This window comes from Polaribacter sp. Z022 (assembly GCF_023555495.1).
Classification (GTDB): domain Bacteria; phylum Bacteroidota; class Bacteroidia; order Flavobacteriales; family Flavobacteriaceae; genus Polaribacter.
Genome location: NZ_JALCZO010000008.1, coordinates 106,684 through 117,541 on the forward strand (window position 1 = coordinate 106,684; position 10,858 = coordinate 117,541).

Annotated in this window: 13 protein-coding genes; 5 read left to right on the forward strand and 8 right to left on the reverse strand. The window is 28.0% G+C overall.

Annotated elements, in window-relative coordinates:
- Positions 1 to 16: 16 nt before the first annotated feature.
- Positions 17 to 196, forward strand: coding sequence for a hypothetical protein (locus tag MPF13_RS15060; RefSeq protein WP_249983591.1), 180 nt, complete (start codon positions 17 to 19; stop codon positions 194 to 196).
- A gap of 56 nt (positions 197 to 252) precedes the next feature.
- On the opposite strand, the gene MPF13_RS15065 is transcribed toward MPF13_RS15060, so the two are convergent.
- The 7 genes from MPF13_RS15065 to MPF13_RS15095 form a co-directional block, all read right to left on the reverse strand.
- A complete protein-coding gene (locus MPF13_RS15065; RefSeq protein WP_249983592.1) occupies positions 253 to 858 on the reverse strand; it encodes a DUF4230 domain-containing protein in 606 nt (201 codons plus the stop codon).
- 88 nt (positions 859 to 946) lie between these two features.
- Positions 947 to 1,300, reverse strand: coding sequence for a hypothetical protein (locus MPF13_RS15070; protein ID WP_249983593.1), 354 nt, complete (start codon positions 1,298 to 1,300; stop codon positions 947 to 949).
- Between the two features lie 131 nt (positions 1,301 to 1,431).
- Positions 1,432 to 2,043, reverse strand: a complete 612-nt coding sequence (locus MPF13_RS15075) for a lipoprotein signal peptidase (RefSeq protein ID WP_249983594.1) — start codon at positions 2,041 to 2,043, stop codon at positions 1,432 to 1,434.
- Between the two features lie 43 nt (positions 2,044 to 2,086).
- Positions 2,087 to 2,731: a hypothetical protein gene (locus MPF13_RS15080; RefSeq protein ID WP_249983595.1), complete on the reverse strand. Its 645-nt coding sequence runs from the start codon at positions 2,729 to 2,731 to the stop codon at positions 2,087 to 2,089.
- A gap of 51 nt (positions 2,732 to 2,782) precedes the next feature.
- Positions 2,783 to 3,160, reverse strand: coding sequence for a TraR/DksA family transcriptional regulator (locus tag MPF13_RS15085; protein WP_249983596.1), 378 nt, complete (start codon positions 3,158 to 3,160; stop codon positions 2,783 to 2,785).
- A 5-nt stretch (positions 3,161 to 3,165) separates the two neighbouring features.
- Entirely contained in the window at positions 3,166 to 6,573 is a 3,408-nt protein-coding gene (gene ileS, locus MPF13_RS15090; RefSeq protein WP_249983597.1) for an isoleucine--tRNA ligase, read from the reverse strand.
- A gap of 80 nt (positions 6,574 to 6,653) precedes the next feature.
- Positions 6,654 to 7,412, reverse strand: a complete 759-nt coding sequence (locus tag MPF13_RS15095) for a TerB family tellurite resistance protein (protein ID WP_249983598.1) — start codon at positions 7,410 to 7,412, stop codon at positions 6,654 to 6,656.
- A gap of 315 nt (positions 7,413 to 7,727) precedes the next feature.
- Here MPF13_RS15095 and MPF13_RS15100 point away from each other — a divergent pair, with 315 nt between their 5' ends.
- The 3 genes from MPF13_RS15100 to MPF13_RS15110 all read left to right on the forward strand — a co-directional run bounded on the left by MPF13_RS15100 (position 7,728) and on the right by MPF13_RS15110 (position 9,120).
- Positions 7,728 to 8,138 (forward strand): BrxA/BrxB family bacilliredoxin, encoded by a 411-nt coding sequence (locus MPF13_RS15100; protein WP_249983599.1) that lies wholly within the window; start codon positions 7,728 to 7,730, stop codon positions 8,136 to 8,138.
- Between the two features lie 80 nt (positions 8,139 to 8,218).
- Positions 8,219 to 8,458, forward strand: coding sequence for a hypothetical protein (locus MPF13_RS15105; RefSeq protein ID WP_249983600.1), 240 nt, complete (start codon positions 8,219 to 8,221; stop codon positions 8,456 to 8,458).
- A 2-nt stretch (positions 8,459 to 8,460) separates the two neighbouring features.
- Positions 8,461 to 9,120: an HD domain-containing protein gene (locus MPF13_RS15110; protein ID WP_249983601.1), complete on the forward strand. Its 660-nt coding sequence runs from the start codon at positions 8,461 to 8,463 to the stop codon at positions 9,118 to 9,120.
- 2 nt (positions 9,121 to 9,122) lie between these two features.
- Here the strand turns inward: MPF13_RS15110 and MPF13_RS15115 are convergent, their stop codons facing one another.
- Positions 9,123 to 9,995 carry an AraC family transcriptional regulator gene (locus tag MPF13_RS15115; protein WP_249983602.1) on the reverse strand — a complete coding sequence of 291 codons (873 nt, stop codon included), beginning with the start codon at positions 9,993 to 9,995 and terminating at the stop codon, positions 9,123 to 9,125.
- Positions 9,996 to 10,199: 204 nt separating this feature from the next.
- On the opposite strand from MPF13_RS15115, the gene MPF13_RS15120 reads away from it, so the two are divergent.
- Entirely contained in the window at positions 10,200 to 10,784 is a 585-nt protein-coding gene (locus tag MPF13_RS15120) for a T9SS type A sorting domain-containing protein (RefSeq protein ID WP_249983603.1), read from the forward strand.
- Positions 10,785 to 10,858: the final 74 nt, after the last annotated feature.

The window sequence follows — 10,858 nt, forward strand, 5'->3', positions numbered from 1 at the left end:
GACAAGACAAGACATCATGAAAAAAGATAACAAAAACTCTCAAGATATTGCTCAAGAAATTACTCGTAAACAAGCAATTAAAAAAATAGGAAAATATGGTAAGTACGCTGCTTTAACAGCATTAGGTACTTACTTAATATTAAATCCACAAAAAGCTCAGGCTCAAAGTCCTGAAGAACCAGGGTCTGGATTTTAATTTAATCTGATAATAAAAAAAGGCTATTAAAATATTTTAATAGCCTTTTTTTTAACCTAAGGTTTTACTTTTATAAAATCTTTATGAAAACTATAATTTGTATTATTTACAACTTGCCAATTATAAATAGTAGATAGTTGATAAATCTTAGACAATTCTTCAAACAACCTTGTTTTTGCTTTTTCTTTTAACGTTGAAATCTCAATAGTTTCTTTAATTTTTTCAATACTTTTTTGATTGATTTTATTCAATTCTTCTTTAGAAAAACTATTAAACTGACTTTGTTGCAAATCGAAATATTTTATATCTGGAGAAATTGTTATTTCTTGATTTGGTATTTTATTTATAACAATTCTTTTTCCTATAGAGTCTATTTGAATTTCTAATTTAGATAAATCATAACCAACCTCTACATTAGCATTTATTGTAATAATTGCTTTTTTATCAAAAGATAAATAATCGTAAAAATATTTTTTTGAATCTGAATAATTATATACTTCAGAAAATGTTCCTTTAGAAACAACAAGTTTACTTAGATTTTTAACCGAGTTTACAACTACTTTTATTTCTTCTTTTTTATGGTTTGTTTCATTATTATTAAACCAAAATTTAGCCATAAAAAAACTTAATATAAAAACAACAATGTATTTTATTGAACGCATAAACAAGAGTTTAATTTATATTTACTAAAATAAACCAAAAAATCTGTTATAATAAATTATAACAGATTTAAATCTAAAAAGTAAATTCTTATAAATGTAAGGTTGTACAACCAGATTTACATCCAACAAATGGAGCACATACTTTTCCGCAAATTTCTAATGCAATTGGGTCTGTTTTTAAAGTAAGTTTTACCTCTGCTTTAAAACCTGCTGCTCCACCTCCAATTGTTATAGAAGGATGAGATAAACTAAGCGTTCCACTTCCAATTTCTATTCCCATTAAATAAACGGTTACTTTTACTGCATCTCCTTGTACATCTGCACATACTTTTAGAGCTCCTAATAATGAAATACAAGCATTTGTTGTTGCTACTTGACCTGCTAAAGTTTCAGGTCCATTTATGTGCGATAACACATCTTCTTTGTGAATTTTTACTGCCATTATAATAAGTTTTAGTTAATAACACTTCAAAACTAAAACTATAAACACTTAAAATTCAGAGTAATAAACCCCAATTACAAAATCAAGACGTTATACTTAAGTAAAAATACTGGTTTAAAAAAAGAGGTAGATTATACTTTATCTTCCTTTGGAAAAGCATAATTGCTATAAATAAAAAGCAAAGCTACACCAACACTTATAAAAGCATCTGCAGGATTAAAAATGTATTGAAAGAAAGTAAACTCATTACCACCAACAAAAGGAATCCATTCTGGTAAAATAGCATTTTCTATAAATGGAAAGTAAAACATATCAACTACTTTTCCTTGAAAGATTTCTCCATAAGGATTCTCTGAAAAAAGTGTAGCTACTTTATGATTAGAGTTGTCAAAAATAATTCCATAAAAAATAGAATCTAAAATATTACCAATTGCTCCAGAAATTATAAGTGCAATAGCCACAATTACTCCATTATGATTTTTCTTTTTAATATTTTTAAACATCCAAAAAATCATTACTGGCACTGCAAATAACCTAAAAAAAGTTAAAAATAGTTTCCCTATTTTTCCACCAAACTCAAAGCCCATTGCCATTCCATTATTCTCTACAAAATGAATTTTAAACCAATCAAAAACTACAACTTCTTCTCCTAAGATAAAATGAGTTTTTACATAAATTTTAATAACCTGATCTAAAATAATTGCTATTAAAATGGTAAGAATTGCAAGATACTTTTTTGACATTTTCAAATAATTTGTGCGCACAAAAATAACAATATTATTGTGTTTATTGGTTTGTTAAGAAAATATTAGCAGTTATAGTAGAAATTGTAAGCTCTTTATCAAAATTTATCTTATAATTTTTAAAAGACTTTTTGTGTAAAACGTTATCTATATTAATTTTACCTTTATTAGAAGTTAAATTAATTTTTGCATTATTAACCTCTGCATAAACGTTACCAGAATAGAGTTGTAATGTAGTATTTGCGTTTAATGTATTTAGTTTTACAATTCCGTTTTCTATATATATTGCCAACTCATTTTTAATATTTTCAGATTCTATATCTATAGTTTCTCCAAATATAAATAGTTTTTTATTTTTTGGCACTTTTACTATAGCTGTTGCTCTTTGTAATCTCTTAGTAATAAATTTTCTAAAAATAATTTCTCTTGTTTCAGTTCCTTCAAAATGAAATTTTATATCTAATTCTTTTGGTTTATTTTCTATTAAAATTAATTGTTCATCATAACTTTCTGCATACAAATAAACCTCTACAAAATCTGAATTTGAATTTTCTAAAATTATATTATCTAAACCTTCTGTATAAATATTTATATCGTTAGCAAGTGTTTCAATTTTTTTTAGCGCTTTCTTTTGCGATAAAATCACAGTAGAAAATAAACAAAATAAAAGGATAAAACTTTTTTTCATTAAACAAAAAAAGCTTCTTTACAGAAGCTTTTAATTTAAAATATTATAAAATTATTGTTTGCGTTTTGCTTCAATACTTAAAGTAGCATGAGGTACAAGTCTTAAACGTTCTTTTTGAATAAGTTTACCTAATACTCTACAAACACCATAAGTACCGTTTTCAATTCTTAACAACGCATTATTTAAGTCTCTAATAAACTTTTCTTGTCTTATAGCTAATTGTACGTTTGCTTCTTTGTTCATTACTTCAGAACCTTCATCAAAAGATTTAAATGAATGTGATGTATCTTCAGTACCATTATTAGCATCGTTTTTATAAGCAGATTTTAAATAAGCTAAATCTTCTTCTGCTCTTGCTTTTTTCTTAAGAATAATTTCTTTAAACTCTTGTAAGTCTTCTTCTGAATATTTTAATTTTACGTCTGACATAAATCTTACATTTTTTCGATTAATATTTTACTTTTAATGGTATCAAACTCAATTTCTGTACCATTTTCTAACTCATCAACAAAAACCAATTCATTGGTTAATGTTTCACTCATGATGTAGTCTTTATTATCAGTAATAGATTTCTGTAAGTTTTCAAAATTTAAAACCGTTAACTTTATTCTGTCTGTTACTTCTAAACCTGTGTCTTTACGTGCATTCTGAATTCTGTTTACCAATTCTCTGGCAACTCCTTCTTTACGTAATTCTTCAGTTATTGTAACATCTAAAGCAACTGTTAACGCTCCTTCATTAGCAACTAACCATCCTTCTATATCTTTAGATGATATCTCTACATCTGTGAGTTCTAAAGTAATATTTTTTCCATTAATTTCAAGAATAATGTTGCCAACTTTTTCAATTTTGTTAATATCTTCTTGGTTAAACTCTTTTACTGCTGCTGCTATAAAACGCATATCTTTTCCAAACTTTGGTCCTAATGTTTTAAAATTAGGTTTTATTTGTTTGATTAAAATATCTGAAGCATCATCTAAAATTTGAATTTCTTTAATATTAACTTCATTTTTAATTAAATCTGCAACCGCTAAAATCTCTTCCTTTTGTTGCTCATTATCAACAGGAATCATAATTTTTTGTAATGGTTGGCGCACTTTTATTTTTTCTTTAGCTCTAAGTGATAACACTAAAGAAGATATTGTTTGTGCATTTTCCATTTTACGTTCTAAGCTTTTATCTACAAAACTAGCATCGTATTTTGGGAAATCTGATAAGTGAATACTTTCTGACGTTTCTTTACCTGTTACAGAGTTTAAGTCTTGGTACAATTTATCCATAAAAAACGGAGCAATTGGTGCACTTAACTTTGCAATAGTTTCCATACAAGTGTATAACGTTTGGTATGCAGAAATTTTATCTGTTTGATAATCTCCTTTCCAAAAACGTCTTCTACTTAAACGTACAAACCAGTTACTTACATAATCTTGTGTAAAATCTGATATGGCTCTTGCAGCTCTTGTAGGTTCATATTCTGCATAGAATTTATCTACTTTATGAATTAAAGTATGTAATTCTGATAAAATCCATCTGTCTAACTCAGGTCTTTCTTCTAAAGCTACATCTGCTTCCTTATAAGTAAAACCATCTAAGTTTGTATACAAAGAGAAAAATGAATACGTATTGTATAAAGTTCCAAAAAACTTACGTTTTACTTCTTCAATTCCATCTAAATCAAATTTTAAATTGTCCCAAGGATTTGCATTAGAAATCATGTACCAACGAGTTGCATCTGCCCCATAAGTTGATAATGTTGTAAACGGATCTGTAGCATTACCTAAACGCTTAGACATTTTATGTCCGTTTTTATCTAACACTAAACCATTAGAAACTACATTTTTATAGGCAACAGAGTCAAATACCATTGTTGCAATTGCATGTAACGTATAAAACCAACCACGTGTTTGATCTACTCCTTCTGCAATAAAATCTGCAGGAAAAGATTCGTTTCCATCAATTTTGTTTTTATTTTCAAACGGATAATGCCATTGTGCATAAGGCATAGAACCAGAATCGAACCAAACATCAATTAAATCGCTTTCACGTTTCATTGGTTGCCCTGAAGCTGAAACTAAAGTAATTTGATCTACAATATTTTTATGTAAGTCTAACTTTGCATAATTATTTTCAGAGTTGTTACCAACTTCAAAATCTGCAAAAATATCTTCTGCTAAAACTCCAGCTTCTACAGCTTTTGCCATTTCTTGCTTTAATTCTTCTACAGAACCAATACAAATTTCTTCTTTACCATCTTCTGTTCTCCAAATTGGTAATGGAATTCCCCAATAACGAGAACGTGATAAATTCCAATCGTTTGCATTTGCTAACCAGTTTCCAAAACGACCAGTACCTGTAGATTCTGGTTTCCAGTTTATGGTTTTGTTTAAAGAATGCATTCTGTCTTTAACATCAGTTATTTTAATAAACCAAGAATCTAATGGATAGTATAATATTGGTTTATCTGTTCTCCAACAATTTGGATAACTGTGTTTGTATTTTTCTACCTTAAAGGCTTTATTTTCTGTTTTTAATTTAATAGCTAACTCAACATCTATAGATCTGTCTGGAGCTTCACCATCTTCATAATATTCGTTCTTTACGTATTTACCTGCAAACTCACCCATTTCTGGTCTAAATTTACCTTGTAAATCTACTAAAGGAACTAAATTATCGTTTTCATCTTTTACCAACATTGGTGGCACTTCTGGTGTTGCTTGTTTTGCAACCAAAGCATCATCTGCCCCAAAAGTTGGTGCTGTATGTACAATACCTGTTCCATCTTCTGTAGTAACAAAATCTCCAGAAATTACTCTAAAAGCATCTTGAGGATTGTCATTTGGTAAACAGTAATCTAATAGTTGTTCGTATTTAATACCTACTAAATCTTTACCAACAAACTCTTTTATAACGTGATAAGGAATCTTTTTATCACCTGCATTATAAGAACTTAATTCTTCTGAAGTTTCTACCTGTACATTGTTTTTTCCAGCAAATTGCTTTCCTACTAAATTTTTAGCTAAAACAACTTTTATAGGTTCAAAAGTATATTGATTAAAAGTTTCTACTAAAACATAATCAATTTTTGGTCCAACAGTTAATGCTGTATTACTTGGCAATGTCCAAGGAGTAGTTGTCCAAGCTATAAAATATACTGTTCCTTCGTTTTGTAAAAAATCTGGTAATGTATTTTCTATTGCTTTAAATTGAGCAACTACAGTTGTATCTGTTACATCTTGGTAAGTTCCTGGTTGATTTAACTCGTGAGAACTTAAACCTGTACCTGCCTTTGGCGAATAAGGTTGTATTGTATACCCTTTGTAAATTAATTCTTTATTATAAATCTGTTTTAAAAGCCACCAAACAGACTCCATATATTTTGGTTCGTAAGTAATATATGGATCATCCATATCTACCCAATAACCCATTTTCTGGGTTAAATCGTTCCAAATATCTGTATAACGCATTACAGCTTTTCTACAAGCAGCGTTATAATCTTCTACAGAAATCTTTTTACCAATATCTTCTTTGGTAATTCCTAATTCTTTCTCAACACCTAATTCTATTGGCAAACCATGAGTATCCCAACCAGCTTTACGCTTAACTTGGTAACCTTTCATTGTTTTATAACGAGGAAAAATATCTTTAATAGCTCTTGCTAAAACATGGTGAACTCCAGGAAGTCCGTTTGCAGAAGGAGGTCCTTCAAAAAACACAAAAGGCTCTGCATTTTCTCTTGAGGTTACACTCTTTTCAAATATGTTGTTTTCTTGCCAATAATTAAGAATTTCTTCTGCAACTTTTGGTAAGTCAAGTCCTTTATATTCAGGAAATTTAGCTTTCATTTTCTGTCGTTTCTAATAAGATTGCGAAAATACTGATTTTCTTGAAAATGTAGGCTTTTAGAAGCAAAAAAAAAGAGGGTTTATAACCCTCTTTCATTTTTTATTTTTTCATACGCAGCTTGAATGCTTTGAAATTTTTCATTTGCACCTTTTAAATGCTCTTCTCCTAAGCCTTGTAATTTATCTGGATGGTATTTTTTAACCATTTTTCTGTAGGCTTTTTTAACTTCTGAATCTGTGGCAGATTTATTAATTTCTAAAATTTTATATGCATTTTCTGATGCATCATAAAACATTGCTTTTATAGACTCGAAATCTCTTTGATTTATATATAAATATCCTGCAATTTTTCTAATATCTTCTACTTCTGCATCTACTACAAATTCATCTGCTTTTGCAATACCAAATAAGAAATGAATTAATTGTAAACGTGATGCATGAGACATATTTTGTCTAATTTGTATACAAACTTGTCTTGCAGAAACTTTGCTTTTAATAATACCACTAAATAGTTGAAAGGCATGATTTGCTCTTTCTTTACCATACATGCTTACAAATTGAGTTCTAACATAATCTAACTCTCTTTGATCTACTTTTCCATCAGATTTTATAACTATAGATGCTAAAACAAGTAAACTCATTTCAAAATCTCCAGATTGTGTATTTACATGACCTCTAGAATTTTTAACTCGTTTTTGATATTCTCTACTTTCTTCTTTTAAATCTTCATCTGAAAAACCATCTACAAAACTACCAATTGCAAAACCAATTGCTGCTCCTATTGGACCTCCAAGACTAAAACCTAAACCAGCACCTAACCACTTGGTAAAATTTCCCATATATATTTTTTTAAACGAGCAAAGTTACAAAGTTTCATAGTTAGAGAAATCTTAATTTTTTTAAATTTATTGATTTTGCATGAAGGATTGAAGCATTTGTTTGAGCTCTTTTTTGAAGAATGAAAAAAAAAGCGAGTGCTGAAAGCCTGACGATTTTTAAAGAAAATGCAGTGAAACGAAATTTTTCTTTAAAAATGGGCATGCCCAAATAATGTATATCGATTTTATTGATGTGGCTATTGAAACAAGCATTGAATTACATGTTGAATTACAGTTGATTTATACTTATATTTGCAACTTAAATTATTTGAAATTATGTATCCAGAAGAATTAGTAAAACCAATGCGTGATGAGTTAATTAACGCAGGTTTTGAAGCATTATATACAAGTGAAGATGTTGAAAACGCAATGTCTAAAGAAGGAACAACTTTAGTTATGGTAAACTCTGTTTGTGGTTGTGCAGCAGGTACTGCAAGACCAGGTGCTATTGCATCTTTAGGTGCAGATAAAACACCTACAAATTTAACTACTGTTTTTGCAGGTGTAGAAAAAGAATCTACACAAAAGGCTCGTGAGTTTATGATTCCTTTTCCTCCATCTTCTCCAGCAATTGCTTTATTTAAAGATGGTAATTTAGTGCATATGTTAGAGCGTCATCATATTGAAGGTAGATCTGCGCAAATGATTGCTCAGAATTTGGCTCAAGCTTATGATGAGTTTTGCTAAACCTATAACTTTCTAAAGAAAGAACTTATAAATCCATTCTATTTTGAATGGATTTTTTATTTTTATTAAAATTTTTAACAATGGCTTCTCAATACTCAAATTACCCTAAAGAATTACTTTTAAAAAAATTAAAAGCTACCAAAACTAAAGCAATAGCCCATGGTATTGTAGTTGCTTTACTTTTTGTAATTGCTATATACAAATCGTTTACAGAAGGTATTTCTTTTAGTTCTTATTTGCCTTTATTTTTTGTGCCTATGCAAGTTATTTTTATGAAAGAGATAAAAAAATTAAAAGAAGAACTTGCTTCTAGAAAATAAGAATGGAACAATCTAAAATTATTGAAAACACCATTTTATTTGTAAAAAAAGAATTAAAAAATGCTGAAGGTGGGCATGATTGGTTTCATATTGAAAGGGTTTATAAAAATACTCTTTTAATTGCAAAAGAGGAAGATGTAGATGCTTTTGTAGTTTCTTTAGGCGCTTTGTTACACGACATTGCAGACCCTAAATTTTATAATGGAAATGAAACTATTGGTCCTAAATTGGCAGCCAAATTTTTAGAAGAACAAAAGGTAGATACAGACATTATTACCCACGTTATTAACATTATAAAACATATTTCTTTTAAAAATTCTTTAGAAATAAATGGAGAAAAATTTACTTCAAAAGAATTAGATGTTGTACAAGATGCTGATAGATTAGATGCTATTGGTGCAATTGGTATTGCTAGGTGTTTTAATTATGGGGGATTTAAAAACAGAGCCTTATACAACCCTGAAATTAAACCAAACTTAAACATGACTAAAGAAGAGTACAAAAACTCTTCTGCACCAACAATAAATCATTTTTATGAAAAACTTTTACTTTTAAAAGATAAAATGAATACTGCTACTGCAAAAAAAATTGCTCTAGAAAGACATAATTATATGAACCTTTTTTTAGAACAATTTTATAATGAATGGAATGGTGTAAAGTAATATTACTGTACTAAGTTTTTCATTTCGCTTCTATACTTAGAGGCAGACTTACCTGTAAACTCTTTAAATAATTTATTAAAGTGAGAAAAATTATTAAAACCACATTCAAAACATATATCTGTAATACTTGTTTGACTTTCTGATAATAATTTTGTGGCATGTACAACTCTATACTCATTTACTAATTTTGTAAATGTTTTTCCTGTTGTCTTTTTAAAGAACCTACAAAATGCAGGAACTGTCATACTAACCAAACCTGCAATTTCATCTAAACTTATATGCTCATTAAAATGCTGATTGATATGTTTAAATATAATATCTATTTTACTACTATCTTGTGGTTGTGTTTCAAAAGCAAAACCATCTGCATTTAATATTGTATAATCATCAGATTTAGACAATGTGTGTAAAATTTCTAACAAAATTAAAATTTGTTTGAATCCTTTTTTCTCAGATATCTTTTCAATTTTAGGTCCTAACTTTTGTTTTGTCTTTACACCAAATAGAATTCCTTTTTTTGCTTTTTCAAATAAAATACTAATAGGTTTCATTTCTGGAGTTTCAAAAAAAGATTCTCCTAAAAATTCTGGTTTAAATTGTATTAATGTTTCAGAACCATTTGTAGTTAACCTATCTGTAAATCCATTATGTGGTAAATTAGATCCTATTAATAATAATTGACTATTATTAAAGTAAGATAAATGATTACCAATATGTCTTTTTCCTTTTCCTTTATTTACATAAACTAATTCTATTTCTGGATGGAAATGCCAAAAAGCTTTTATTTGTTTTAAAAACTCAGTATGTTTTTTCACCAAGATAGAACTTCCAAAATCTGGACTAATTTTCTCTAAAGTTGGTTTAACATTTTTCATATTCTCTATTTTAATTCAAAATTACAACACTTAATTCTAATAAAATATATAAAATTAACAAAATTATATACTATTTTACCTAATGTACATATTTACACCTACTTTATTGATAATTTAGCATATAAATTTACCAATTCTGATGTTTTCGGGCACAAACTTCTGCCATAAATTTGCAGTGTTATTAATCATTAAAATGACAACACAATGAAAACAAATATGAAATCAATTTTATTAGTAGCATTAATGTTTGGAACATTAATTAGTTACGCTAACAACGATACAAATTCTACAGATAATAAAGCTAAGAAAACAGTAAAAGTAGAATTTAAAAATGTAAGAAAAGGACAGTCTTTAACTATTAAAAATGAAAATGGTTTAAAGGTATATACTCAAGAAATTACAACTTCTGGTAATTTTTCTAGAACTTTTGATTTTTCTGCTTTAGAAAATGGTGTTTATACTGCAGAATTAAATAAAGACTTCGAAATAATTATTAAAGAGTTTTATGTAAAAAATGGTTTGGTTACTTTTTTAAACAACAGTAATACAAAACTTTTTAAGCCAGTAATTAGAGCTAAAGAAAACTTAATTTATGTTTCTAAACTTGCTTTTAATAATAAACCATTAAATGTAGTTATCTATTATAATGGTGAAGCTATACTTTCTGATAATGTTAAAGGTGATGATCTTTTAAAAAGAACTTACAAATTATCTGAAAACAAAAAAGGAGAATACAAAGTATTTGTTAGTTCTGATAATAGAACTTACTCAAAGAACTTTACAATATAAAAATTTAGTTAATTGTTTCATCAAACTATTGGTACGTTTGATATAAAAAAAAGCGAGTCTTTCTTAAGACTCGC

Excerpts from the sequence above, each read along its gene's own strand:
- MPF13_RS15105 (WP_249983600.1), top strand. The coding sequence starts at position 8,219 with ATGGCTTCTCAATACTCAAATTACCCTAAAGAATTACTTTTAAAAAAA.
- MPF13_RS15065 (WP_249983592.1), bottom strand. The coding sequence starts at position 858 with ATGCGTTCAATAAAATACATTGTTGTTTTTATATTAAGTTTTTTTATG.
- MPF13_RS15115 (WP_249983602.1), bottom strand. The coding sequence starts at position 9,995 with ATGAAAAATGTTAAACCAACTTTAGAGAAAATTAGTCCAGATTTTGGA.
- MPF13_RS15060 (WP_249983591.1), top strand. The coding sequence starts at position 17 with ATGAAAAAAGATAACAAAAACTCTCAAGATATTGCTCAAGAAATTACT.
- MPF13_RS15075 (WP_249983594.1), bottom strand. The coding sequence starts at position 2,043 with ATGTCAAAAAAGTATCTTGCAATTCTTACCATTTTAATAGCAATTATT.
- MPF13_RS15085 (WP_249983596.1), bottom strand. The coding sequence starts at position 3,160 with ATGTCAGACGTAAAATTAAAATATTCAGAAGAAGACTTACAAGAGTTT.
- MPF13_RS15080 (WP_249983595.1), bottom strand. The coding sequence starts at position 2,731 with ATGAAAAAAAGTTTTATCCTTTTATTTTGTTTATTTTCTACTGTGATT.
- ileS (WP_249983597.1), bottom strand. The coding sequence starts at position 6,573 with ATGAAAGCTAAATTTCCTGAATATAAAGGACTTGACTTACCAAAAGTT.
- MPF13_RS15095 (WP_249983598.1), bottom strand. The coding sequence starts at position 7,412 with ATGGGAAATTTTACCAAGTGGTTAGGTGCTGGTTTAGGTTTTAGTCTT.
- MPF13_RS15070 (WP_249983593.1), bottom strand. The coding sequence starts at position 1,300 with ATGGCAGTAAAAATTCACAAAGAAGATGTGTTATCGCACATAAATGGA.
- MPF13_RS15120 (WP_249983603.1), top strand. The coding sequence starts at position 10,200 with ATGAAAACAAATATGAAATCAATTTTATTAGTAGCATTAATGTTTGGA.
- MPF13_RS15100 (WP_249983599.1), top strand. The coding sequence starts at position 7,728 with ATGTATCCAGAAGAATTAGTAAAACCAATGCGTGATGAGTTAATTAAC.
- MPF13_RS15110 (WP_249983601.1), top strand. The coding sequence starts at position 8,461 with ATGGAACAATCTAAAATTATTGAAAACACCATTTTATTTGTAAAAAAA.